Here is a 24,253-nt window from a genome sequence, read left to right on the forward strand (position 1 = left end):
TCACCACCGAAAGCGCGCCCGCCAGCAAGGCGCGGGCGCGGGCAGCAGGAGCCACGGGGTGGATCGCCAAGCCGTTCGACCCGGAAAAGCTCAACTCGGCCATCCGCCGTGTGATCCATTGAGGCAGAAAACCGATGCAGATACAGCTCATCACGTTCGAGATCGATGCCAAGATGCTCGCCGTCGACATCATGGCTGTTCGCGAAATCCGCGCCTGGACGCCGACCACACCGATCCCCAATGCCCCACCGTTCGTCCGCGGCGTGGTGAACCTGCGCGGGTTGGTCCTTCCGGTGATCGACCTGTCCGAACGGCTGGGCTGGGGCCGGGTCGAGCCCAACGAGCGTAACGTGATCATCGTCGTCGAGATTGCAGGACAGATGACGGGGCTCATTGTCGGCAGCGTCAACGATATCGTCACGGTCGACGATTCGGCGATCCAGCCGCCGCCGAACATGGGCGGGCCGGATACCGAAAACATGCTGGAGGGGCTCGCGAGCGTGGAAGACCGCATGGCCATGATCCTGAAGCTCGGATATATGGGCGCGGGGGCCGATATGGCTGCGGTTCTGGAGGCTGCCTGAGGCTGGATCGAGAGGGATGGCTGGACGATGATCACGCCCAATCACAAGCGAGCCGGGGCTCGCCGCTGCTGGGCTCACCTGGCGCACCAGGGCCTGACGACCAGGGCTGCAGCATGAGCAGGGCGGCACTCTCGCACAAGCTGCGGTTGCAGATCGCGGACGAGCTCGATTGCGCCCGGCAAGAGATCGAACGACTGGGCGCGTTGCTGTGCAGCGACCCTGCGCTGGTCGCCGCACACATGAACAGCCTGCAGGCGCTCGACATGATCGGCCAGCAACAGCTTGCGCTCGCGGCCGTGCTGCGCGCCGAGGATCCGCAGTCGGCGATCGCCCATACCCCGCTGGAACAGCTGCGCGAACGCCTGGAACAGGCGCTCGATTAACCTTTGGTCAACCATCTTTGGTAAGGGTGAACAGCGTGTACACGCCGAATATCCTTATCGTTGAAGACGATGACGCCTTGCGGGGCGAACTGGTCGAGCTGCTCAAGGCGCTCGGGGCGATGGCCATCGGCGTGCCCGACGGCGCACAGGCGATGCATGCCTGGAAGCTGCAGCCGTTCGATCTGCTGCTGTGCGACTACAAGCTGCGCGCCGAAAGCGGGCTCGACGTGCTCAGGGCGCTGGGCGATCTGGCCGCTGCCCCTGCGGCCGGCGGTTGCTATCTGATGACCGCGCATGTCGATCTGACGGCGGCGGCGCAGCGCGATATCGCATCAATCACCACAGGCCTTCTGCACAAGCCGATCGATGCAAAGACCTTGCGCCGGATCGTTGCCGATGCAGCGGAGGCAGGGCGATGCTGAGCGTCAACTATCCCCAGGGCTTTCGTGTTGTGCTGCCCTATCTGTGGCCGATGGCGCTGCTGGCGCTTGCCGCCGCCACCGGGCTTTCGGCCATCAGATTGATCGCCGCGCCGGGGTTCGAATTCTATCTCGGCCCGCTTTTCTACCTGCTCGCCTATCGCTGGTTCGGATTGAAGGCAGGCCTGGTCACGGCAGTCGCCACCATGCTGCCTTCGCTATGGTGGTGGGGGCATCCGATGGCGGTGCTGCTGGCCATCGGGCATGTCCTGGCAATAGACCGCTTTTCCGGCGAGGACCGCAGTCTTTCGACGGTCACGTTTTTTTATCAGCTCATGGTCGGCGCGATCGCCAACCTGATCTGGCTGAACCTGCCCGAGCCGCTGGCCCCCGAGATCGTGCTCGATATCGCGGTGCGCCGAATCCTGTGCGAGACGCTGCTCGCGGCCTGCGCTGACCTGGTTCTGCTCGCGGTGCTGGTCGATACGACCCGTGGCCGTGTTCGGCGGGTCCGCAAACTGGGTCTTCAGCAGTCGATCGAGGCGCTCGTTTCGATAGCGGTGGCCGGCGCAGCGATGCTGTTTCTGCTCGGCGAACTAAATCATGTGAATGAGCGACTGGAACTGCATCACGAGGATGTCGTTTCCGCGGTCCACGCCTTGCCCGATCGCAACGCGTTGCAATCCGGCAGGACCTATTGGTTGAACATGCACGGCGTCGATACACCCATGCCCTTCATGAAGGTTGCGTCGAGTGCGATGGGGCAGGCTGGCCCGAGCCTCGGATGCCATGTATTCGATGATGGCCGCGGCGATGGCACCGGACGGCAGTCGCTGCGCTATTGGCTCGACATGTGCTATGCGGTCCCGCTTGGCGCAGGCAAGATGGTGCTCGTTTCACCGCGTGGGCATGTCATCGATCTGTATCGCGATGTCTTGCACGGCATCACGCCGCTCATGGCGTATCTGGGCCTTGCCCAGATCGGGCTGCTGATGTTCCGCGCGTCGGTGCGTCGCTCCTCGCGCGTGCTCAGCCAGGCGTTGCTCGGCTTTGGCCGAGGCTACGTTACCACGCGCCCAACCGCGCCGTTTCGCGAAGCCGATCGGTTGGTTGGCGCGTTCATCGCTGCCAATAACGAGTTCGTGGCGTTCGAACGTCAGCGCGTGCACCTGATGCGGACAGTCGAAGAGCTCAGATCGGCGATCGATCTCAGACTGCTCAGCGATATCCGGTTCGACGCCCAGCGCGGCGAACTGCGTTACGCGAAGATCGACCCCACGTCGGGACGGCGCGGCGCTAGCCTGGCGGTGCACTCCGGCGATAGCATGCATTTCCAGTCGCTCGCGGGGCAGAGCGAGATCATGGTCGAGTTCCGCCGCGGGCGCGACCAGGATGATCAATGGTATCTGCTGATCGCGCGCGATTACGATCAGGAGAGCGACAGCTGGCGTTACGGCTGCCTCATCCGCTTGCGCACCGCCAAGGCTTTTCAGACGCAGATGCGGCACAGCGCACGCCTGATGGAATTGGGCGGCATGGCCTCAGCGCTGAGTCATGAACTGCGCCAGCCGCTGTTCACCATCTCGCTGGCGGCGGAAAACGCCCAGTTGCTGATGCACAGCGGGCAGATGGATCCTGAACGCATGGCGGCCAAGCTTGGGCGGATCGTCGAGCAGGTCGAACGGGCCAACGCCATCATCCAGCGCACCTCGTCCTATGCCAGAACCGAGCGGGACGAGCGGGTCGACATGGACATCTGCCAGGCGGTCCGGAATGCCGTTCGGTTCATGCGCCCAGTGATGACCGAGCGCGATATCGACCTGCAGATCGTGATTCCGGATGCGCTTCCCGTGATGTCGCTGCCGCGGATCGGTATCGAGCAGATTATCGTCAATGCCCTGCAGAACGCTGCAGACTCGATCGACACGCGGCGCGAGAATGAGGAGGATGCGTCGATCATGGGCGCGGTAAGGGTGCAGGTGGAGCAGCTTGACCAGACCATCGTGCTCAACGTGCAGGACAACGGCGCCGGGCTTGATCCGAGCATCCGCAGCAATGCCTTCAATGCGTTCTGCACCACCAAGCCCGAAGGCAAGGGAACGGGATTGGGATTGTTCGTCTGTCGGCAGATCATGGATGAGGTTGGCGGATCGATCGCGATTGCCGATAATGCGCAAGCGCCGGGGGCCACGCTGACCCTGCGCTTTCCCTTGGCCGAAGGAGGTTGAACGATGGACATGCGCGAAGCACGCCACGTTTACATCGTCGATGACGATGCCGAGGTGCGCGCAGAACTGAGCGAAGCACTGGAATTGCGGGGGTTCGTCGTCCAGGCTTTCGACAGTGGTGATGGTTTTGTTGCGCAGCAGGCCGAGCTGACACCGGGCTGCGTGGTGCTCGACCTCAACATGCCGGGCCTGGGTGGCATGGACGTGCAGCAGGCTCTGGTCGATCGCGGCAGTCCGCACAAGATCGTCATGCTGACCGGGGCCGGATCGGTCTCCACGGCGGTGCGTGCGATCCACGCCGGGGCAATAGACTTTCTCGAAAAGCCTTTCCATGTCGACGATCTCGTCCGGTCCATCGGCAGCGCGGTCAACCGTCAGTTGCAGGAGGTCCAGCAGGACAGCCGCCGCCGCCAGGCCGAGGAGCTGATCGGGCGCCTTTCCGATCGCGAGCGCGATGTGCTGTGCGGGATGGTGCTGGGACTGGCCAACAAGATCATTGCTTGTCGGCTCAGCCTGTCGCCGCGCACGGTGGAGGCGTATCGCGCGCAGCTGATGAGCAAGCTGGGCGTACGCAGCCTGGCCGAAGCGGTGCAGATCGCGATGGAGGCCGGGCTGGAGCCGCGCGGCGCGATCCTTCGCGCGCATCCGGAAGCCTGAGCCGCCTCCGCCACCGGCAAATCAGCAGGCGATATCGCGCCGGACGAAATCGGTCGCCAGCGCCTCGGTCAGCGCCGGGGCGATCAGAAAGCCCTGAATGCTGTCGCATTCGAGCCGTCTGAGCAGCCGGGCCTGCGCAGCCTGCTCGACCCCTTCCGCGACCACTTTCAGCCCCAGCCGGTGCGCCAGATCGATGACGCTTTCCACGATCACGCGGTCCTTGCCTTCGACGCAGATCGCTTCGATGAAGCTGCGGTCGATCTTGACATGGTTAATTGGAAGCTGGCGCAAATGGGTGAGCGAGGCGAACCCGGTGCCGAAATCATCAAAGGCAATCTCGACCCCCAGCGCATTGAGCCGGTCGACCGCCTCGCGCACCGCCCTGGCGCCGCGATCGAGCAGCATGCCTTCGGTAATCTCGATGCACAGCTGCTCGCCGCTGATCCGGCCGCTTTCGACCGCATCGGCGATCCTGTCGACAAAGGCGCGCGCGCGAAAATCGCCAAGCGTCGCGTTGATCGCGATCCACTGGAATGGAACGCCCTCCGCCTTCCAGCGATCGATCTGACCGAGCACCTCGGTGAGCACGAAATTGCCGATCTCCGCAGCGATCTGCTCGTCTTCGAAAACCTCTCCGAAGGTGGCGGGCGTCTGAATGCTGCCATCGGCGCGTCGCCAGCGCAACAGCGCCTCGAACGCCATTGGCTGACCGCCGACGAGGTTGACGATCGGCTGATAGAGGATGAACAGCTCGTTTCGTTCCATGGCATGCGTGATCGCAGTGCGCAGGCCAGCGCGCTGGTCGGCCGCCTCGCGATAGGATGGCTTGAAGCGGCGCGCGCAACCGCGCCCCGATTGCTTGGCCGCATAGAGCGCAAGATCGGCGCTCTTCAGCAGGCTCGCAGCGTCCTTCCCGTCGCGCGGGAACAGCGCTGCGCCGATGCTGGCATGGATGGTGCAGTCATCCATCTCTGCGACCGGCTTGCGCCGCAGCGCGGCGAGAATGCCGTCGAGCCGTTGCTGGAGGTGCGTGCCATCCTCATCGTGCAGGATGACCGCGAATTCGTCGCCGCCAAGCCGCCCGATGGCATCGCCTTCGCCCAATTCTGCACGCAGTGCTTGACCAACCGCGATCAGCAGCTGGTCACCGGCATGGTGCCCGGCGCTGTCGTTGATGTCCTTGAAATGATCGATATCCAGGATCGCGGTGGCGAACGGCGTACCCTTGCATGTCGCCGTGACCATGAGTTCGAGGAAGCGGCGGCGGTTGGCCAGCCGGGTCAGCGGATCGATATTGGCCAGCCGCCAGAGCCTCTGCTCTGCCTCTTTCTGGGGCGTGACGTCGAAGCGGATCGCGGTATAGCCCGACCGGTCGCGATGCGGGACGATGGTGGTATCGACCCAGTAGAGCCGCCCGCACTTGGCGCGGTTGCAGATCACGTCATGCCAGACATTGCCGCGCGAGATGGTGCGGTAAAGGTTCTGGAAAAAGGCACGATCATGCGCTCCGGAGGCAAGGATGCGATGGTTCGCACCGATCAGCTCGGCCTCGGAATAGCCGCTCAGTTCGCAGAACTTGGCATTGACCGAGGTGATCCTGCCCGCCCGGTCGGTGACGGCGACGATCGCGGCGGCGTCGAGCGCCTCGCGCTGGAAATTGGCGAGATCGGCAAGCTCCTGCAACTGCCCGCTTTGCAACAGGCTGCGGCTCTGCAGGATAGCCAGTTCACGGTCGAGCCGCTGGCCTTCCGCCTCGCCAACGGGGCTGCTCCCGTTCCGAAATTCGCTCGCATCCCTTTGAACCGACATAGAATTTTCCTGCATCTTGCTCTGTCGAGTCAGCGCCTGGCCGCTTAACAAAGGGTGAAATACAGGGTTTCTACGGTACGTGTGCAGCCGGGGGCAGCGCCTCAGAGACGCGCAGCCCCGGCCCGATTCAGGGCGCCTGCGTCATTCGGCCGCGACGCGCTGCTCGACATTCTGCGGGCCCCGGATCAGCGTGCCGGGCCGCGCTGCAGTCACTTCGCCGTCACGGAAGGTAATCTCGCCAGACTTGATCGTGGCGACATAGCCATCGGCCTTTTGCAGCAACCGTTTGCCGCCGGCGGGCAGATCGAACGCGAGCCAGGGGCGCGACAGGCGCAGCCGCTTGAAGTCGATCACGTTGAGGTCGGCCAGATAGCCGGGCTTGAGAACACCGCGGTCGTTGAGGCCATAGAGCCGCGCAGTATCGTGGCACTGGCGCTTGACCGCGAGCTCGACCGGGATCGTGCCCGCCTTGCGATCGCGCGCCCAATAGCTGAGCAGGAAGGTCGGTGCTGCGGCATCGCAGATGGTGCCGCAATGCGCGCCGCCATCCGAGAGCGAGACCACGGTATCCTCGCGTTCGAGCAGCCCCTTGATGAATTCCAGGTTCCCGTCCTGGTAATTGAGGATGGGCAGATAGATGAACCCGGTGCCTTCGTTCTCCATCAGCACGTCATAGGCATATTCCGCCGGATCAAGTCCCGCCGCATCGGCGACGAGCGCGATGCTCTCCTCGCGGGTCGGTTCGTAGGTGAAGCCATCGACGAGCGGGAATTGCAGCGCCCATCCGGCGGTGACCAGCATGAACAGCGCAGCGGTATCCATCGAGGGCGGCGGCAGATTGTCTTCGGCGAGCAGCTTCGCCTTGAACGCCGGGTCCTTGAGATGCGCCAGCTGCTCTTCCCATGGAAGGCCTGCGATCGCCTGCCAGCTCGGCCGCTGGACGAAGGGGTGGACCGTACCGCGCCAGGCCATGACCACGCCGGTGCCGCGCAGCGAGATCTGCGCGACGACATGCCCGCCGGTGCGGTTGGCCTCCTCGCAGGCCGCCATCTGCTCGGTCCAGTGCATCTGCTTCATCGGCGATTGCAGCATGGCGAAGGTCACGGGCAGACCGGTCTCCTTCGACAGCGCGGTCATCCAGTCGAACTCTTTCCATTCGGGAACGAGGTCGGACGCCATTTCGAATACGCCATAGCCGACATTGCCCATCGCGCGGCCGATGCCGATGAGCTCGCGCGCGGTGGCTGTCGTGCCCGGAACCAGCTCGCCATCGACTGACTTGTGCAGCACGGTGCGCGACGAGGAAAAGCCGAGCGCGCCTGCGCGCAGGCCATCCTCGACGATTCTGGACATCGCAGCGATATCGGCGTCGGTCGGCTCCTCATTGGCCGCGCCGCGCTCGCCCATCACATAGGCACGCACCGCGCCATGCGGTACGTGCGTGCCGATATCGATCGTGCGTGGCAGGCGCTCGAGCGAGTCGAGATATTCGGGGAAAGTCTCCCAGTCCCAGCTCATCCCTTCGGCCAGCGCGGTGCCCGGAATGTCCTCGACGCCTTCCATCAGACCGATCAGCCATTCGTGCTTGTCGGGCGCGGCGGGCGCGAAACCGACGCCGCAATTGCCCATCACCACGGTGGTCACCCCGTGCCATGACGATGGCGCCATGACGTCATCCCAGGTCGCCTGGCCGTCATAATGCGTGTGGACATCGACAAATCCGGGGGTGACGATCAGCCCTTCGGCATCGATTTCCTGGCGTCCCGGTCCGTTGACCTTGCCCACCACCGCGATGGTATCGCCGGTGATGGCGATATCGCCGACAAAAGGCGCGCCGCCCAGGCCATCGTAGATCTTGCCATTGCGAATGATCAGGTCGTACATCGGTTCAGGCTCCTCATCCTTGCCGCTGCGCCGGGTCTGCTGCCCGGTCGTCTGGCGGTTCGGTGAGGATGCTACGCGAGTTTCGGCGAAAGGAAAGGGGGTAGCGGTATGGTTGCGCAACCGCTCAGGTCGTCTCCATCGCCCGCGCCACCGACAGGAACTCCTCCACGCTCAGCGTCTCCGCCCGCCGCGCCGGATCGATGCCCACGGCTTCCAGCGCCGTGAGCGCGCCGGGCAGCCCCTTGAGGCTCTGGCGCAGCATCTTGCGCCGCTGGCCGAACGCGGCGGCCGTGATCGCCTCGAGCCGCGCGGCCCTGATCCCGTCGGGCATGTCCGCAGGCGTCAGATGCACGATCGCCGACATGACCTTGGGCGGCGGGGTGAAGGCGCTGCGATGGACCTTCATCGCCAGCCGCGCTTGGCAGCGCCACTGGCTGAGGATAGCGAGCCTGCCATAGGCATCGCTGTCGGGTGCGGCGACGATCCGGTCGGCGACCTCGCGCTGGAACATCAGCGTGAGCGATCGCCATTGCGGCGGCCAGTCCTGGCCGCTCAGCCAGCCGATCAGCAGCGCGGTTCCGACATTATAGGGCAGGTTCGACGCGATATGGCAGGGCCCCGGCATCACGCTCGCGAGCGGGATCTCGAGCGCATCGCCCTCGATCACCTTCAACTGACCCGGAAAGGCCTCGCCCAGCTCGGCGAGGGCCGGCAAACAGCGCCGATCGCGTTCGATCGCGGTAACGTTCGCGCCCGCGCGCAGCAGCGCCCGTGTCAGCCCGCCAGGTCCGGGGCCGATCTCGAGCACATCCTGCCCATCGAGGTCGCCGGGCACCGCCGCGATCCGGTCGAGCAACTGTTCGTCGAGCAGGAAATTCTGCCCGAGTGCCTTGCTCGCGGCCAGGCCATGACGCGCGATCACCTCGCGCAGCGGGGGCAGGGCAGTGACGGGCGTGCGCATCAGCCCTCGTACGACTGGCGATGCGTCCAGGCCGCTCGCGCCATGCGGATCGCGGCGATCATCGAGCGCGGGCTGGCCAGCCCCTTGCCCGCGATGTCGAACGCGGTGCCGTGGTCGGGCGAGGTGCGCACGATCGGCAGGCCCAGCGTCATGTTGACCGCATCGTCGAAATGCAGCGCCTTGACCGGGATCAGGGCCTGATCGTGATACTGGCACAACGCGACATCATAGCGATCGCGCGCAGCGGCGTGGAACATCGTATCGGCGGGCAGCGGACCTGCGACCAGAAAGCCCTCGTCGCGCAGCAGGTCGATTGCGGGCTGGATGATCTCCATCTCCTCGCGGCCCATGCTGCCTTGTTCGCCCGCATGCGGGTTGAGCCCGGCAATGGCGAGGCGCGGGCGCTCGATGCCGAAATTGCGCGCCATGCCCTTGGCTGCGGCGCGCGCGCGGTTGACGATCAGCTCGGTCGACAGCGCCCCCGGCACATCGGCGATACCGATATGCACCGTGATCGGAATGACCCGCAGATCGGGACCGGCGAGCAGCATCGCGACATTCTGGCGCGAAACGCCGCAGGCCTCGGCGATGAATTCGGTCTGGCCGGGAAAGTTGAAACCGACCTTCTGCAGCTGGATCTTCGAGATCGGCCCCGTCACGATGCCGCATGCGGTACCTGCGCGCGCCAGACCCACGCCCATTTCCAGTGCTTGCAGCGCGCAGCGCGCGCCGTCGAGATCGGGTTCGCCGGGGATCACCGGGCCGCTGTCGATGACCGGCAGCACGGGCAAGGCAGTGGCAAAGGCATCTCGCGCCTCCCCGGGGTCGCCGATCACCTCGATCGGTCCGTGCCAAACAGCCTCGAACGCGCGTGGGTCGCCTACCGCGAAAAACGGCGTCAGACCCTCGGCCTCGCGCGCGTCCCAGCTCTTGCCGATGATTTCCGGGCCGATACCGGCAGGATCACCGGCCGAAATGGCCAGCAATTGCGTCACGCGAGGCACCGACCGGGGTGCATCAGTTATACTCGATCACGGCGTCGCGGCGAAGGTCGCGCAGATAGATCTGCGCGCGACGATTGACCTTTTCCTCTTCCATATTGGCCATCAGCTGTTCGGGGCTGGGGCCGCCATCGGCCGAAGGATCATCGCGGCCGCACAGGACAAGGACGCGCACGCCGTCCTTGACCGAGCCGAAGGGCTGGGTCGCTTCGCCGATCGACAGCGCGATCAGCGTGTCCTGCAGCGGCGCAGGCAGTTCGCGCACGGGCACCTGATCGTTGTTGGTGACGGTGGCGCCGAGCTGCTTGGCGATCTCGTCGGCCGCGCCGCAACCCTTGATCTGCCGTGTGGCCGAGGCGAACTCGGACGCGCGCCTGGTCGCTTCAGCTTCGGAGATGCCGGGCGGAAAGGCGATCGACAGCTGCTTGAGGCCGAGCAGGGCATCGCGCGGGTTGGCGGTCAGCACCTGGCGCTTGTCGATCAGATAGATCAGCGAGAAGCCGCCGGGAATTTCGATCGGCCCCGCGAGCTGGCCGACCTGCATGTCGCGTGCAACGACGCCCAGCGCTGGCGGCAGCTGTCCAAGCTGGATCCAGCCGAGATCGCCGCCCACCGCTGCGGTCGACGCTTCGGAAAACTGGCGAGCATAGGCGACGAACGATCCGCCCTGCTGCAGCTGCTGCACGATCTGCGCGGCGTTCTTGGCGACTTCGGCGCGGTTCTGCGAGTTGGCGGAGAGGTAGATCTCGCCGATGCGATATTCCTCGGTACCCTTGTTGGCCTTCAAGCGCTCGATGACTTCCTTCACCTCCTCTTCGGAGACGTTAATGAAGGGAGTGACGTTGCGGCCGAGCAGGCGCTGCCACGCGAGTTCGCCGCGGATCTGGCGCTTGAGCGAACGCGGCGAAGAGCCGATGCTGGCCAGATACTTGTCGAGCGCGCCGGTATCGCGACGGAAATTCTGCTGCGCGACCTGCGCATAGGTCCGCTCGACCTGGTTCTCGTCGACCTTGATGTCGTTGGCGGCAGCTTCCTGGATCTGCAGTGTCTCATCGATCAGGTTACGAAGGACCTGCAGGCGCAGGCGCTGACGCTCTTCTTCCGATACGGGCGCATCGTTGGCTGCGAGGATCAGCGCCACGCGCTCGTCGATATCGGTACCGGTGATGATCTCGCTGTTGACGATCGCGGTGGCGCGGCGGACATTCGGGTCCTGCTTGCCGAAGATCGTCAGCCCCTCGGGCACTTTGAGCGAGGTGTCGGGCATCGCCGCCGCGTCATCCTGCACCGTCTGGCCGGTGGCGGGGAGGGCGAGGCCGGCGATCAGCGCGCTGGCCAGCGTGGTCCGGGCCAGCTTGCGGGTACGGATCGCGATAGTGTTCAATGCGTGCAAGCTCATATCTTCCTGAATGGGACAAAGCGACCCCTTGCCCAAAATCGGCTTAACCGTGGCTGAGCGGGGCGGTGAATATCGCCTTTGCGATCAAAAGCCAAGGTTGCGCAGGGCGACACGCAGCAGAAAGGTATCGCCGCGCTGGGCATCGCCCACCGGGATATAGTCGCGCCGCCAGGTAACGCCGAGCTCGAGGCAGTCATCCTCATAGGCGACGCCCAGCCGCGTGCGGATCGGCTGGAAGCCGTCGGCCTGAAGCGCCGGGTCTTCCTCGCGGTCGCTGAGATCGAACACGCCTGCGCCGAAGATCGACCAGTAGCGCGCGATGCGCACCCGGCCTGCAACACGCAGTTCCTCGCGGTCCTGCAGGTCCTCGATTTCCGGACCGATATCGCGGTTGAGTCTGAGATAGCCGACCTGGACATAGGTCTGGCGACCACCCACGGTGACATCGACTTCGTTCCGGCGCACGGCCAGGTTGTCCTTGTCGAGCCGGAAGCGGTGGGTGTAGCGGATGAAGTTGCGCAGCTTGAGGTCGAGCCGGCCGACCACGTCCGACGTGCGGTTGCCGAGGCCCGTGCCTTCGGGCAGGAAATCGCGCTCGTCATCGAAGCGATAGCTCTGTCCGACGACGGCATTCAATTGCATGCCCGGGCGCTGGAGCGACCATTCGACACCGTAGACGACGCGCACGCCTTCTTCCATCCGGTCATAGCCGGGCAGGCGATTGAGCGAGAAGAGGTTGCTGTCTTCCAGTTCGATCGCGCGCGAATCCTCGTTGGGCAGTTCCAGATTGCCCGTGGTGGGAGTCGCTACGACCTGCACGCGCGGGCTCAGCACCTGGGTGCCGCCAAAGGCCTCGCCGACGAACGGCCAGCGCATGTCCGCCGCGATCGATCCGCTGGCGCGCGCCCTGAGTCCGGACTCGCCGCGATAGATCAGCGTGTTGGTGAGCGCATTGTCGCTGCTGTTGTAGACGTCGCCGCGCGCCAATGCGGTCAGCGTGAATTCCTGGCCCAGGCCGGTCAGGCGGCGCATGTCCCAGCGGGCCTGTGCAAAGGCCCGCTGCGTGTCCTGGCCAGAGGTGCGGCCGATGGCGAGCGTGTTGAGCTGGAACTCGACCTTCCCGCCTGCAACCTGGTTGGGCATGCGATAGCGCCAGTCGACCACCGGCAGCGCGATTGGCACCTGGCCCTGCGGATCATTGACGCGCAAGGTCTGCGTCGCCCAGCCAGCCAGCGAGAAATAGCTGTTCGGCCCGATCCGCTCCGCCTCGATCGTCGAGCGCAGCCGGTCTTCGCGGCTCACGTCATAGCGGCGCAGGAAGGTGCGGTCGGTAACCGCACGGATCGATCCGCTGATGCTCCACGCCTCGTCCAGCTGGAACCGCCCGGTCGCATCGAAATAGCCGCGAAAATCGTTCTGGCTGTCCGGCGCGACATTGCCGGCACCCACGGGAATGCGCGATCCGGCAGTGGCATAGCCGGTGATCTGATAGGCGCCGCGATCGGTGAGCGCGCGATAGGTCGCATTCACCATGGGAAGCGCTTCGGTGAACACCGATCCGGTGACGGTCAGGTCGCGATTGGGCGCCAGGCTAATATAATAAGGCAGGCTGAGCTGAACGCCATTGGCCTGGCTGAAGCGGATATCGGGAACGAGTATGCCCGATCCGCTGCCTTCGCCGACCGGGTGGCTGAGCCCCGGCATCGGAATGACCGGCAGGCCGAACAGCTCGAGCCGCGCGCCATCATAGCGCACGCGCTTGTCGGCAGGGTTGTAGACGACCTTGATCGCGCGGAGCTGCCAGCTCGGCTTCTTGGGCTTGCCGGTGGGGGTTTCCACCAGACAGGCCGAATAGGCGGCATTTTCGAGCGTGATGACGCCATCGGTCCGGGTGCCACGGCTGGCGACCATGCGGCCGCCGGCTTCGAGCACGACCAGGATATTCTCGATCACGCCGTCGCGGATCGATTCGGTCAGCTCGATCGAATCGCCATAGAGCTTGTTGCCTTCGGCATCGGTGATCTGGACGCCGCCATTGGCGCGGACCTGGCCGGTCTTGCGATCCCAGGTGACGCTGTCGGCGACCAGCGACTGGTCTGCGCGGACCAGCAGCACGTTGCCGGTGGCAGTGACGACATCGGCATTGCTGTCGTAATCGAGCCGGTCGGCGGTAAACTCGATGACCTGCTGTTCTTCGCCGGCGGCGCCTGCGGCAGGCGCGTTCTGTTCATCGGCATATTGCACGATGTCCTTGCGCGTGAACGTCAGATTTTCGCCGAGCAGATAGCTGGTGCGCGTGCAGACGGGTTGCGCTGCGGCCTGATCGGCGGCGAGCGCAGGGGCTGCCTGCGCTGCGAGCAGCGCTGATCCCAGCAACAAACCTGTCCGTGAAAAGCGCAAGCCAGCCATCCGTCGATTCATGCGGTGGTTGTCATCGCCCAGAATCACGGGCCGTCCACGCGCCAGAATCGCGCCTATTGCACTGCAAAAGCCCGAGCGCAAACCGCTTTCGATGGTCCGTTTAAGGCTGCGGCAAATGCTGGCAAACAAACCGAACCTGTCCTATCGCTTGCAAGCTGCGATCTGCCACCAATATGGCACGCAGCGCCGTGTCGCCCCTTTGCGCCGCTCCGTCTTAGGCTCGACATGGTTCACAATCGATTAACCGGCCGACCGGCCCGCCTTTCGGGGACCCTTTGATGAACATTGTTTTCGACGCTTCCGCAGACGCTTATGCCGTGATCGCCTATCCGGTCGCCAAGGATGAGCTGGCCAGCCTCAACCTGCCGCTCGAATCCGGCAAAGTGGTGATCGATGGCGCGAAAGCGGCGCGTTTCGAGGGCGGCGCGGGCGAGGTGTTCGACATTTTCGTGGGCGAAGGAGGCAAGACGCTGCGCGTCGCGCTGGTCGGCACTGGCGGTCAGTCGCGCACCGATCTGGAGCGCGCCGGCGGTCAGCTGGTCGCCAAATATCAGCGCTCGGGCGTGGTCTCGCTCGCCGTCGACATGGGGCTTGGCGCGCTGGGCGGCAATCGCGAGGGCGCGAGCCAGTTCCTGTTCGGTGCGACGCTGCGCAGCTGGGCGCACGATCATTATCGCACCAAGCTGCCCGCGAAGCAGAAGGTGAGCCTGGGCGAGATCGGCGTCGTCAATGGGCCAGCGGGCCTTGGTGCGGTGTGGACCGACCAGGCCGCGATTGCCGAGGGCGTCGCCTTCACCCGCGATCTGGTGACCGAGCCGGCCAATGTCATCTATCCCGAAAGCTTTGTCGAACGCTGCAGGCATCTGGAATCGCTCGGCGTCGAGATCACCGTGCTGGGCCAGGAAGAAATGGCCAAGCTGGGCATGGGCGCGCTGCTCGGCGTTGCGCAGGGCTCGGTCCGTCCGCCGCGGCTGATCGCGATGCGCTGGAACGGCACCGGCGACGCAAAGGCCAAGCCGGTGGTTCTGGTCGGCAAGGGCGTGACCTTTGATACCGGCGGCATCTCGATCAAGCCCGCTGCCGGCATGGAAGACATGAAATGGGATATGGGCGGCGCAGGCGCGGTCGCGGGCACGATGAAGGCACTCGCCGGACGCAAGGCCAAGGCGCATGTCGTCGGCATTTGCGGGCTGGTCGAGAACATGCCCGACGGCAATGCCCAGCGCCCCGGCGACGTGGTGACCAGCATGTCGGGCCAGACGATCGAGGTGATCAATACCGACGCCGAGGGCCGTCTGGTGCTGTGCGATGCGCTCCACTGGGCGCAGGAGAATTACGAACCCGAATATATCGTCGATCTGGCGACGCTGACCGGTGCAATCATCATCTCGCTGGCCGATCAGCATGCCGGGCTGTTCAGCAATGACGATGGCCTTGCCGAAAAGCTGACCGCAGCAGGCAAGCTGGCGGGCGATCCGCTGTGGCGCTTCCCGCTGAGCAGCGCCTATGACAAGATGATCGACAGCCCGATTGCCGACATGAAGAATGTCGGGGCCAAGGGCGGGGGGTCGATCACCGCAGCGCAGTTCCTGCAGCGCTTCATCAAGCCCGGCGTCAAATGGGCCCATCTCGACATCGCCGGCATGGTCTGGGCGGACAAGCCCGGCCCGGTTTGGGACAAGGGCGCGACCGGTTATGGCGTTCGCCTTCTGAATCAGTGGATTGCGGATAATTTCGAGAATTGATCCGAACTCTCGAGTGGTGGTTTTCGAGGTCACCCCCGCGAAGGCGGGGGGGCCGCTTTTGCACAAGGGTCACTGCCTGATCAGGATTTCCGCTTTCGCGGGAATGACGATGCATGATGCGAAGGGGCTGAAATGCAGGTCGATTTCTATCACCTGACGCGCGATCCCGCTGAGCGGGTGCTGCCGCTTCTGGCGGAGCGCACGTTGGCGCATGGGCAGCGCATGCTGGTGCTGTCATCCGATGCCGGGCATCGCCAGGCGCTGAGCACCGCGTTGTGGTCGCTCAAGCCCGACAGTTTCCTCGCGCATGGCGAGATCGATGGGCCTAATCCCCAGGTGCAGCCGATCCTGCTCGCCGATCGGGTGGAGCCCGCCAATGGCGCGCGGTTCATCGCGCTGGCGGACGGGCAGTGGCGCGATGAGGCGCTGGGCTTCGATCGGGTGTTCCTGCTGTTCGGCGAGGCGACGATCGCCGATGCGCGCAAGGCCTGGGTCGCGCTGGGCGAACGCAAAGGGCTGGAGCGGCATTACTGGAAGCAGGATGGCGGCAAATGGGTTGAACAGACCCCCGGCAAGCGTCAGGATGCGCGCGAACCATAGGAGACGGTGGAATGCGCAACTCTTTGATGGCAGTCGCAGCGGTGGTGCTGCTGGCAGGCTGCGGCGGCGAGAAGACCGTCTATAGCGATGCCGAGGGCAACGAGGTCAAGGTCACCCGCGAGGGCGATGGCGACGCGTCGGAGGTCAAGATCACCAGCGCGGACGGCTCGGCTACCGTCAACATCAACGCCGGTGCAACCGATGCCAAGCTGCCGTTCGGGCTGGAAGTCTATCCGGGCGCCAAGGTCGTCTCGACGATGAACAGCAACAGCGATGGCAACAAGGGTGCCATGGTCGTCATGGAAAGCAGCGCCAAGCCCGATGCCGTCATCGCCTGGTATCGCAAGTCGGTCGAGGGCAAGGGCTTCAAGGTCGAGACAGAGATCACCACCGGTGACATGCGCGCGATTGCAGGAGCCAAGGACGGTGGCTCGTTCACCTTGCAGGTTGCCCCTGCGGATGCCGGATCGTCGATCACGCTGATCGCAGGGGCCGGCTGAACGGGCGTACCCGGCCGGTCTTTCGGCGGTTTTTCTTGCAGCGCACCATACGGCCCGCTAGGGGCGGCGGCGAATCGCGCCGTGCGTGCGCGAGGCATATCACCTAAAGCAGGAGCATCCCCATGGCCGTCACCCGGACCTTTTCGATCATCAAGCCCGACGCCACCCGTCGCAACCTGACCGGCGCGGTCACCAAGATGCTGGAAGAAGCCGGCCTGCGCGTCGTCGCTTCCAAGCGCATCCACATGACCCGCGAACAGGCCGAGGGCTTCTACGCCGTCCACCGCGAGCGTCCCTTCTTCGGTGAACTGGTCGAGTTCATGATCTCGGGCCCCGTCGTCGTGCAGGTGCTGGAAGGCGAAGACGCCGTGAAGCGCAACCGCGACATCATGGGCGCCACCAACCCCGCAAATGCTGAGCCCGGCACCATCCGCAAGGAACTGGCCGAAAGCATCGAAGCGAACTCGGTCCACGGTTCGGACAGCGAAGAGAATGCCGCGATCGAGATCGCCTATTTCTTCAAGCCGGAAGAAATCGTCGGCTGATCATCATGCCACGCGCTGCCGGGCCCGATCTGAACCCGGCAGCGCTGGCATCGCCGCAAATGCGAGGCACCCGCGATCGCCTGGCCAGGCTGCGGATCGCGATGACTTATTTCTGGCGGCACCATCGCCTGCCGGACCTGGAAGATCCCCGACGCTTCACCGAATTCGTCCAGCGCCGCAAGCTGATCGACCGCGACCCGCGAATGCCGGTCTGCTCGGACAAGGTCGCCGCCAAGGCCTATGTCGCCGACCGGCTCGGACGCGAATGGACCACCCCAACGCTCTGGCAGGGTGACGTGCTGCCGAAAATTCCAAGCTGGCCCCTGCCGCTGGTCGTCAAGTCGCGCCATGGCTGCAATCAACGCGCCTTTGTCCGCAGTTTGCGCGATGACTGGGAGGCGGTGCGACGCAGGAGCAAGGCCTGGATGGCCCAGCCCTATGGCCTCTGGCTCGATGAATGGCTCTATCTTGAGATCCCGCGCGGGCTGCTGGTCGAACCCTTTATCGGCACAGATGGGCAGCTCCCCATCGACTACAAGCTCTATGTCTTCGGCGGCGAGGTGGCGTGCATCCAGGTGCATCTGGAACGCGAGACGCGGCATCGCTGGATGCTGTTCGACCGCCAATGGCGGCGCTTCTCGTCGCCGACACGCGATCCCGACCCTGCCAGGCCAAGCTCGCTGGACCGGATGATCGAGGCTGCCGAAACGCTGGGGCAGGGCTTCGATTTCGTCCGCGTCGATTTCTACGAGATCGACGGAGCACCGCGCTTCGGCGAGATGACCTTCTATCCGGGCTCGGGGCTCGATCCGTTCGATCCGCCGGAGATCGACCTGATTCTGGGGCGACTCTGGGCGGAGGCCCGCAGGTAACGCCGCCGATCAGAATTCCGCCGCGATGTCCATGAACCTGGTCAGCCGCTTCGGCGCGACGCTGCGCCAGCTGCGGTGCAGCCAGTCGGCAATATGGTCCCAATCGGTGCGGCCCGTATCGAGCCGGATCGCGATCCAGCCCGACGGCGCGTAGAATTTGGGCAGGTAATAAAGTTCGGGGTCCTGATCGACCAGCGCGGCCTGCTCGTCCGCGCCGCTCGTCTTGACGAGCAGCGCGATCGCTTCCTCGCCATGATGGTGGATCGAGACATAGGCGAAATATTTGCCGGCCTTCTCGCCGCCGACGCGCCAGCCGGGCGCGCCGTGCGAAGGGCGCGCGTCGGTCTCGGGCAGCGCAAGCGCCAGTTCGCCGACCTTGGCGACGATCCAGTCGGGATCGCTCTCGCGCGCGACATAATCAGCAAGCGTGCGCGAATAGAGCTGATGCTCGGCGATCAGCACGCGTGCGGCGAGGCTCTCGGCGCTGTCGCCGGGCAGGATCGCGACCTCGGTCTGGCCGAGCACCGGGCCGTCATCGAGCTCGGCCGTTACCAGGTGCACGCTGCACCCCGCGACCTTGTCACCGGCGTCGAGAGCGCGCTGGTGCGTGTGGAGCCCCTTGTACTTGGGCAGCAGCGAGGGGTGGATGTTGAACATCCGTCCCTCCCAGCTGCGGACGAAACCGGGGGTGAGGATGCGCATGTATCCGGCAAGCGCGACATGGTCCGCACCCGATTGCCGGATTGCCTTGTCCATCGCCGCATCATGGCTCTCGCGGTCCATCCCCTTATGCGACAATGCGAAGGTTGGGACGCCCTCGGCTGCGGCCAACTTCAGCCCGCCTGCATCCGGATCGTTCGAGGCGACGAGCACCACCTCATAGGGGCAGGTCGGCGCGCGCGAGGCATAGAGCAACGCGGCCATGTTGGTGCCGCTGCCCGAAATCAGTATGGCGAGCCGGGCTTTAGCCGGCATGGGTGGCGCTCCACGCCGATTTCGCGCTCCAGGTCTCGATCGATCCGCTGACGGTGCAGCCCTTGTCGCCTGCATCGATGCGGCCGATTCGGTGGACGGTCTCGCCCGCCGCTTCCAGATCGGCGGTCACGCTGGCGACATCGCTTTCGGCCACCACCAGCGCCATGCCGATGCCGCAGTTGAAGGTGCGCGCCATTTCCTCGGGCTCGATATTTCCCTGCGCCTGCAGGAACGCCATCAGCCGGGTCTGCGCCCAGGCATCGGCATCGACATGCGCATGCGCGCCTTCGGGTAGCACGCGCGGGATATTCTCGAGCAACCCGCCGCCGGTGATATGCGCCATGGCCGCGATCCGGCCCGATTTCACCACCGGCAGCAGCGAGGAGACATAGATTCGCGTCGGCGCGATCAGTGCGTCGATGAGCAGAATCTCCTGGTCGAACAGCGCGGGGCGGTTCATCTTCCAGCTCTTGTCCGCGGCCAGGCGGCGGACAAGCGAATAACCGTTCGAATGCACGCCCGAGGAGGCAAGGCCCAGCAGAACGTCGCCCGGCTTCACGCGGGCGCCGGTCAGCACCTCGTCGCGCTCGACCGCACCGACGCAGAAGCCCGCGAGATCATAATCGCCCGGCGCATACATGCCCGGCATTTCTGCGGTCTCGCCGCCGATCAGCGCGCATCCGGCGAGCTTGCAGCCATCGGCAATGCCTGCGACGACACGCTCGGCCACGCCCGTATCAAGCTTGCCGGTGGCGAAATAGTCGAGGAAAAACAGCGGCTCGGCACCCTGTACGATCAGATCGTTGACGCACATCGCGACCAGATCGATGCCGATCGCATCATGCCGGTCATGATCGATCGCGAGCTTGACCTTGGTGCCCACGCCGTCGTTCGCGGCGACCAGCAGCGGGTCCTTGAACCCGGCGGCCTTGAGATCGAAAAAGCCGCCAAAGCCGCCCAGTTCGGCATTGGCGCCGGGGCGGGCCGTCGCCTTGGCCAGCGGGCCGATCGCCTTGACCAGTGCATTGCCCGCGGCAATCGAAACGCCTGCCTGGGCATAGCTGTAGGAAGTCGGATTGGGCGCGTCGCCGGTCTTGTCAGTCATGGCCAGAGCGGTTAGCGACTTCTCGCTTGGATTTCCACGCCATTGTCGCCAAAAGAGCGGCCTCGCCGCCGCCGGAGACGGGCAGGGGGCGACAAGCTCGTTTTCGCGCGGTTGTTTGAAGCTAGGATACATTGATCACCAGCCTGCCCCTGCAACGTCCGGCGCCCCGATTTTCGCGCGTCTGGATCGCCTTCGCCCTGTTCGCGCTGCTGCTCGGCGCGGGCGCGCTGGTCTATGCCCAGATCGAGGGCGATCGCGGCATTCCGCCGATTGCCAGCGGCGGCGATTTCGAGGTGAGCGGGGTCAAGGTTGATGGCTCGGGCAAGAATGCCGATGAGGCGCGCTCCAACGCCTGGCGCGACGCGCAGCGCAAGGGCTGGCAGAAGCTGTGGTCGCAGATGAACCGTTCGGGCGCAGCGCCCAAGCTCAGCGATTCGGCTCTCGACGGCATCGTCTCGGCGATCGTCGTGGAGAACGAGCAGATCGGCCCGCGCCGCTATATCGCCACCCTGGGTGTGCTGTTCGATCGTGCGCGTGCCGGTGAGCTGCTCGGTGTCAGCGGATCGGTGCTGCGATCGGCGCCGATGCTGGTGGTGCCCATCTATATCAGCGGCGGCTCGGCGCAGACCTTCGAGAACCGCACGCCCTGGCAGGCAGCCTGGGCGCGTTATCGCACCGCCGAAAGCATTGTCGATTATATCCGTCCTTACGGATCGGGCGCGGATTCGCTGCTGGTCAACGCCGCGCAGACCGGACGCCGCAGCCGCACCTGGTGGCGCCTCATTCTCGACCAGTTCGGCGCTGCCGATGTGGTCATCCCGGTGGTGCAGGTCGAACGGCAATATCCCGGCGGGCCGATCACCGGGCGCTTTGCTGCGCGCTTCGGCCCGGATAGCCGCCTGCTGGGTAGCTTCACGCTGAAGGCGCGCAACAGCGACGGGCTGGCCGCGATGCTCGATCAGGGCATCAAGCGGCTCGACCGCATCTATGCCGGCGCCGTCCGCTCCGGCGAACTCCGCCCCGATTCCTCGCTGATCATCGAGAAGCCGGTCGAAGTGGTCGAGGAGATGCTCGACGACAGCCTGGCCGAGGATATGCCCGTCGAATCGGGCGGTCTGACCACGGGCACGCAGATCATCTCGATCCAGTTCGACACCCCCGATGTGGCGGCCGTGCAGGCGGGCGAACGGCTCGTGCGCAGCATTCCGGGCGTCAATTCCGCCAGCACCGCCAGCCTTGCCCTGGGCGGCACGTCGGTGATGCAGGTCAATGCGCAGATCGATATCGATGCGCTGCGCGGCGCGCTCGAGGCACGCGGTTTCCGCGTCCAGCAGGGGGCAGGGGTGCTGCGCATATCGCGCGCGGCCCCGGCGCCCGGCGGCGGATGACATGACTCGCCAGTTCGCTCTGCCCTTTGCGGCAGCCGGACCGGACGGTGACAGCGAATTCCTGGTCACTGCCGCGAACCGTGCGGCGATCGACCGGCTGTTCGACTGGACCCGGCTGCCCTTTGGCGCGGCGGTACTGATCGGCCCGACGGGATCGGGCAAGACCGTGATCGGCAGGGCCTTTGCCGCAGGCTCTGGCGGTGACTTTATCGACAATGCCGATGGCGAGAGCGACGAGGCGCTGTTCCATGCCTGGAACCGGGCGCAAACTCAGGGGCTGCCGGTGCTGTTTGCCGCGAGCACGCCGCCGGGCAAATGGGGCATTAAGCTGCCCGATCTGCTGTCGCGCCTCGGGGCATCGTTGCTGATCGAGATTCCGCCGCCCGACGAGGAGATGACGCAGCTGCTGTTGCAGAAACTGCTCGCACGGGCCGGGCTCGCCTTGCCCGATGGCCTGGCGCATTATGCCGCGTTGCGCACCGAGCGATCCTATCCCGCCATTCGCGACCTGGCGCGCACGATCGACGAGATGGCGCTGGCAATGCAGCGCCCGATCGGCCAAAGACTGGTGCGCGAGGCACTGGTGAAACTGGCAGGAACCGATGGCAGCCCAACCGACTGAGATCGAAGCGAAACCGGCGGGTTCTATCGAATCGCAACGCCGCTATTTCAACCGAGAGCTGAGCTGGCTGGCGTTCAACGATCGCGTGCTCGAAGAGGCGTGCAATCCGCGCCATCCCTTGCTCGAACGGCTGCGTTTCCTGTCGATCTCGGGCAACAATCTCGACGAGTTCTTCATGGTCCGCGTCGCCGGGCTGGTCGGTCAGGTCGCGCAGCATGTCGAGGAGCGCTCGGCCGACGGGCGCACGCCGGTGCAGCAGCTTGCCGCGATCGAACGGGCCGTCGACCGGCTGAATGCCGAGCAGCAGCGCGTGTGGAGCGAATTGCGGACGCTGCTTGCCGATACCGGCGTGGTCGAAGCCAATGTCGAGGATCTGGGCGAAACCGACCGGGCCTGGCTGCGCGAGCATTTCGTGACGCAGATCTTCCCGGTGCTCACCCCGCAGGCGCTCGATCCGGCGCATCCCTTTCCGTTCATCCCCAACAAGGGGCTGAGCCTGATCTTCGATCTCAAGCGCCGGTCGGATGGCAAGACGGTGCGCGAACTGGTAATGCTGCCGGCCACCATGCCGCGTTTCCTGCGCATTGCCGGGGGGCGGGGCCTGTATCTGGCGCTCGAGAAGATCGTCGTGGCGTTCGCCGACAAGCTGTTTCCCGGCTATGACGTGCGCGGATCGGGGCTGTTCCGTATCATCCGTGACAGCGATATCGAGGTCGAGGAAGAGGCCGAGGACCTGGTGCTCTATTTCCGCACGGCGCTGAAACGCCGGCGGCGGGGTCAGGTGATCCGCCTGGAGACATCGCGGCTGATGGACAAGGGGCTGGCGCAGCTGCTCGACGACAATCTGCTGCACGAGGGCGGGACCAAGTCGTCGGATGACGGCTTTCTGGGTATCGGCGATCTTGCCGCGCTGGTCGACGAGGATCGCCCCGACCTGAAATTCCCAGCCTATACGCCACGTTTTCCTGAACGAATTCGAGAGCATAACGGCGATTGTTTTGCAGCTATCCGAAGCAAGGACATCGTCGTCCACCACCCTTATGAAAGCTTCGAGGTCGTCATCGCCTTCCTCAAACAGGCCGCGGCGGACCCCGATGTGGTGGCGATCAAGCAGACGCTCTATCGCGCGGGCAAGCAGTCGGCGGTGATCAACGCGCTGATCGCTGCGGCAGAGGCGGGCAAGTCGGTTACGGCCGTGGTCGAACTCAAGGCCCGGTTCGACGAAGAACAGAATCTGCTCTGGGCCAGCGCGCTCGAACGCGCCGGAGTGCAGGTCGTCTATGGCTTTATCGAGTGGAAGACCCACGCCAAGATCTCGATGGTGGTGCGGCGCGAGCCCGAGGGATTCCGCACCTATTGCCATTTTGGCACCGGCAACTACCACCCGATCACCGCGCGCATTTATACCGATCTGAGCTTCTTCACCGCCGATCCGCGCGCCGGACGCGATGCCGCGCAGCTGTTCAATTACATCACCGGCTATGTCGAGCCTGAGCAACTCGAACTGCTCTCCATGTCGCCGCGCGATCTGCGCAAGGATCTGATCGCGCTGATCGATCACGAGATGGAAGAGGCGCGGGCCGGGCGGATCGGAGCGATCTGGGCCAAGATGAACTCGCTGGTTGACCCCGCCATGATTGAGAAGCTCTATGCGGCGAGCAGCGCCGGAGTTCAGATCGAGCTGATCATCCGCGGCATCTGCTGCCTGCGCCCCGGCGTGCCCGGTCTGTCGGACAATATCCGGGTGAAGTCGGTCGTCGGGCGGTTTCTCGAGCACAGCCGCATCTGGGCCTTCGGCAATGGCGATGCGCTGCCAAATGACAAGGCGAAGGTCTTCATCAGTTCGGCCGACTGGATGCCGCGCAATTTCGATCGGCGCGTCGAGTACATGCTGCCGATCGAGAACCCCACGGTACACGATCAGGTGCTTGAACAGGTCATGGTTGCCAATCTGCTCGACAACGAACAGAGCTGGGAACTGGATGCCGATGGTTGCTATCATCGGATAAAAACCGAGGACAAGCCATTCAATCTGCACCGCTATTTCATGACAAATCCGTCGCTTTCGGGCCGTGGCAAGGCGCTCAAGCATAGCGAGGACGTGCCCAAGCTCAGCCTGCATCGGCGCGCCGCGAAGATCGATTGAGCCGGACGT

At 64.8% G+C, this 24,253-nt stretch carries 21 protein-coding genes and 1 pseudogene; 14 read left to right on the forward strand and 8 right to left on the reverse strand.

Annotation, left to right across the window (positions count from 1 at the left end; genetic code table 11):
- From AX735_RS07700 to AX735_RS07725, 6 genes and pseudogenes are all read left to right on the forward strand, one after another.
- Positions 1-122 (forward strand): annotated as a pseudogene (locus tag AX735_RS07700) (response regulator); the annotation flags it as partial.
- 12 nt (positions 123-134) lie between these two features.
- Positions 135-584 carry a chemotaxis protein CheW gene (locus tag AX735_RS07705; protein ID WP_066278163.1) on the forward strand — a complete coding sequence of 150 codons (450 nt, stop codon included), beginning with the start codon at positions 135-137 and terminating at the stop codon, positions 582-584.
- Positions 585-697: 113 nt separating this feature from the next.
- Positions 698-967 (forward strand): hypothetical protein, encoded by a 270-nt coding sequence (locus tag AX735_RS07710; protein ID WP_066278169.1) that lies wholly within the window; start codon positions 698-700, stop codon positions 965-967.
- 35 nt (positions 968-1,002) lie between these two features.
- Entirely contained in the window at positions 1,003-1,389 is a 387-nt protein-coding gene (locus AX735_RS25715) for a response regulator (RefSeq protein WP_171007719.1), read from the forward strand.
- The gene (locus AX735_RS07720; protein ID WP_066278175.1) at positions 1,383-3,614 is read left to right on the forward strand and encodes a sensor histidine kinase; all 2,232 of its coding nucleotides are present in this window, start codon (positions 1,383-1,385) and stop codon (positions 3,612-3,614) included. Before AX735_RS25715 ends, AX735_RS07720 begins: the two co-directional genes overlap by 7 nt.
- Positions 3,615-3,617: 3 nt before the next feature.
- Positions 3,618-4,271, forward strand: a complete 654-nt coding sequence (locus tag AX735_RS07725; protein ID WP_066278177.1) for a response regulator — start codon at positions 3,618-3,620, stop codon at positions 4,269-4,271.
- Positions 4,272-4,292: 21 nt separating this feature from the next.
- Here the strand turns inward: AX735_RS07725 and AX735_RS07730 are convergent, their stop codons facing one another.
- From AX735_RS07730 to AX735_RS07755, 6 genes are all read right to left on the reverse strand, one after another.
- A complete protein-coding gene (locus AX735_RS07730; protein WP_066278275.1) occupies positions 4,293-6,080 on the reverse strand; it encodes a putative bifunctional diguanylate cyclase/phosphodiesterase in 1,788 nt (595 codons plus the stop codon).
- A 141-nt stretch (positions 6,081-6,221) separates the two neighbouring features.
- On the reverse strand, positions 6,222-7,964 hold the full coding sequence (locus tag AX735_RS07735) for an N-acyl-D-amino-acid deacylase family protein (protein ID WP_066278183.1): 1,743 nt from the start codon (positions 7,962-7,964) through the stop codon (positions 6,222-6,224).
- A 124-nt stretch (positions 7,965-8,088) separates the two neighbouring features.
- Complete coding sequence (gene rsmA / locus AX735_RS07740; protein WP_066278186.1) at positions 8,089-8,925, reverse strand: 16S rRNA (adenine(1518)-N(6)/adenine(1519)-N(6))-dimethyltransferase RsmA; 837 nt, start codon at positions 8,923-8,925, stop codon at positions 8,089-8,091.
- Positions 8,925-9,920, reverse strand: coding sequence for a 4-hydroxythreonine-4-phosphate dehydrogenase PdxA (pdxA, locus tag AX735_RS07745; protein ID WP_066278190.1), 996 nt, complete (start codon positions 9,918-9,920; stop codon positions 8,925-8,927). Before pdxA ends, rsmA begins: the two co-directional genes overlap by 1 nt.
- 22 nt (positions 9,921-9,942) lie before the next feature.
- Positions 9,943-11,325 (reverse strand): peptidylprolyl isomerase, encoded by a 1,383-nt coding sequence (locus tag AX735_RS07750; protein WP_066278193.1) that lies wholly within the window; start codon positions 11,323-11,325, stop codon positions 9,943-9,945.
- Positions 11,326-11,409: 84 nt separating this feature from the next.
- Positions 11,410-13,701 (reverse strand): LPS-assembly protein LptD, encoded by a 2,292-nt coding sequence (locus tag AX735_RS07755; RefSeq protein ID WP_082750998.1) that lies wholly within the window; start codon positions 13,699-13,701, stop codon positions 11,410-11,412.
- Between the two features lie 323 nt (positions 13,702-14,024).
- Here AX735_RS07755 and AX735_RS07760 point away from each other — a divergent pair, with 323 nt between their 5' ends.
- From AX735_RS07760 to AX735_RS07780, 5 genes are all read left to right on the forward strand, one after another.
- Complete coding sequence (locus AX735_RS07760; RefSeq protein WP_066278196.1) at positions 14,025-15,491, forward strand: leucyl aminopeptidase; 1,467 nt, start codon at positions 14,025-14,027, stop codon at positions 15,489-15,491.
- A gap of 132 nt (positions 15,492-15,623) precedes the next feature.
- Entirely contained in the window at positions 15,624-16,091 is a 468-nt protein-coding gene (locus tag AX735_RS07765) for a DNA polymerase III subunit chi (RefSeq protein WP_066278201.1), read from the forward strand.
- Between the two features lie 11 nt (positions 16,092-16,102).
- Positions 16,103-16,591 carry a hypothetical protein gene (locus AX735_RS07770; RefSeq protein WP_066278204.1) on the forward strand — a complete coding sequence of 163 codons (489 nt, stop codon included), beginning with the start codon at positions 16,103-16,105 and terminating at the stop codon, positions 16,589-16,591.
- Between the two features lie 122 nt (positions 16,592-16,713).
- Positions 16,714-17,136: a nucleoside-diphosphate kinase gene (gene ndk / locus AX735_RS07775; protein WP_023837915.1), complete on the forward strand. Its 423-nt coding sequence runs from the start codon at positions 16,714-16,716 to the stop codon at positions 17,134-17,136.
- Between the two features lie 5 nt (positions 17,137-17,141).
- Complete coding sequence (locus AX735_RS07780) at positions 17,142-18,008, forward strand: ATP-grasp fold amidoligase family protein (protein ID WP_231750057.1); 867 nt, start codon at positions 17,142-17,144, stop codon at positions 18,006-18,008.
- A 9-nt stretch (positions 18,009-18,017) separates the two neighbouring features.
- On the opposite strand, the gene purN is transcribed toward AX735_RS07780, so the two are convergent.
- Both purN and purM read right to left on the reverse strand, forming a co-directional pair.
- The gene (gene purN / locus AX735_RS07785) at positions 18,018-18,983 is read right to left on the reverse strand and encodes a phosphoribosylglycinamide formyltransferase (protein ID WP_066278209.1); all 966 of its coding nucleotides are present in this window, start codon (positions 18,981-18,983) and stop codon (positions 18,018-18,020) included.
- A complete protein-coding gene (gene purM, locus AX735_RS07790; protein WP_066278213.1) occupies positions 18,973-20,088 on the reverse strand; it encodes a phosphoribosylformylglycinamidine cyclo-ligase in 1,116 nt (371 codons plus the stop codon). Before purM ends, purN begins: the two co-directional genes overlap by 11 nt.
- 131 nt (positions 20,089-20,219) lie before the next feature.
- Between purM and AX735_RS07795 the strand changes: the two genes are divergently transcribed.
- From AX735_RS07795 to AX735_RS07805, 3 genes are read left to right on the forward strand one after another with little or no spacing between them, the layout of a single operon-like run.
- Entirely contained in the window at positions 20,220-21,476 is a 1,257-nt protein-coding gene (locus AX735_RS07795) for a hypothetical protein (RefSeq protein WP_066278216.1), read from the forward strand.
- 1 nt (position 21,477) lies between these two features.
- Positions 21,478-22,098, forward strand: a complete 621-nt coding sequence (locus tag AX735_RS07800) for a DnaA ATPase domain-containing protein (protein ID WP_066278218.1) — start codon at positions 21,478-21,480, stop codon at positions 22,096-22,098.
- Positions 22,079-24,244 carry an RNA degradosome polyphosphate kinase gene (locus AX735_RS07805; RefSeq protein WP_066278220.1) on the forward strand — a complete coding sequence of 722 codons (2,166 nt, stop codon included), beginning with the start codon at positions 22,079-22,081 and terminating at the stop codon, positions 24,242-24,244. The genes AX735_RS07800 and AX735_RS07805 overlap by 20 nt, the downstream gene beginning before the upstream one ends.
- Positions 24,245-24,253: the final 9 nt, after the last annotated feature.

The organism is Blastomonas sp. CCH1-A6 (assembly GCF_001556365.1).
GTDB lineage: Bacteria > Pseudomonadota > Alphaproteobacteria > Sphingomonadales > Sphingomonadaceae > Blastomonas > Blastomonas ursincola.

Bases quoted from the DNA above. Each gene is read 5' to 3' on its own strand.
- AX735_RS07705 (WP_066278163.1), top strand. From the start codon at position 135: ATGCAGATACAGCTCATCACGTTCGAGATCGATGCCAAGATGCTCGCC.
- AX735_RS07710 (WP_066278169.1), top strand. From the start codon at position 698: ATGAGCAGGGCGGCACTCTCGCACAAGCTGCGGTTGCAGATCGCGGAC.
- AX735_RS07720 (WP_066278175.1), top strand. From the start codon at position 1,383: ATGCTGAGCGTCAACTATCCCCAGGGCTTTCGTGTTGTGCTGCCCTAT.
- AX735_RS07725 (WP_066278177.1), top strand. From the start codon at position 3,618: ATGGACATGCGCGAAGCACGCCACGTTTACATCGTCGATGACGATGCC.
- AX735_RS07730 (WP_066278275.1), bottom strand. From the start codon at position 6,080: ATGTCGGTTCAAAGGGATGCGAGCGAATTTCGGAACGGGAGCAGCCCC.
- AX735_RS07735 (WP_066278183.1), bottom strand. From the start codon at position 7,964: ATGTACGACCTGATCATTCGCAATGGCAAGATCTACGATGGCCTGGGC.
- rsmA (WP_066278186.1), bottom strand. From the start codon at position 8,925: ATGCGCACGCCCGTCACTGCCCTGCCCCCGCTGCGCGAGGTGATCGCG.
- AX735_RS07750 (WP_066278193.1), bottom strand. From the start codon at position 11,325: ATGAGCTTGCACGCATTGAACACTATCGCGATCCGTACCCGCAAGCTG.
- AX735_RS07760 (WP_066278196.1), top strand. From the start codon at position 14,025: ATGAACATTGTTTTCGACGCTTCCGCAGACGCTTATGCCGTGATCGCC.
- AX735_RS07765 (WP_066278201.1), top strand. From the start codon at position 15,624: ATGCAGGTCGATTTCTATCACCTGACGCGCGATCCCGCTGAGCGGGTG.
- AX735_RS07770 (WP_066278204.1), top strand. From the start codon at position 16,103: ATGCGCAACTCTTTGATGGCAGTCGCAGCGGTGGTGCTGCTGGCAGGC.
- ndk (WP_023837915.1), top strand. From the start codon at position 16,714: ATGGCCGTCACCCGGACCTTTTCGATCATCAAGCCCGACGCCACCCGT.
- AX735_RS07780 (WP_231750057.1), top strand. From the start codon at position 17,142: ATGCCACGCGCTGCCGGGCCCGATCTGAACCCGGCAGCGCTGGCATCG.
- purN (WP_066278209.1), bottom strand. From the start codon at position 18,983: ATGCCGGCTAAAGCCCGGCTCGCCATACTGATTTCGGGCAGCGGCACC.
- purM (WP_066278213.1), bottom strand. From the start codon at position 20,088: ATGACTGACAAGACCGGCGACGCGCCCAATCCGACTTCCTACAGCTAT.
- AX735_RS07800 (WP_066278218.1), top strand. From the start codon at position 21,478: ATGACTCGCCAGTTCGCTCTGCCCTTTGCGGCAGCCGGACCGGACGGT.
- AX735_RS07805 (WP_066278220.1), top strand. From the start codon at position 22,079: ATGGCAGCCCAACCGACTGAGATCGAAGCGAAACCGGCGGGTTCTATC.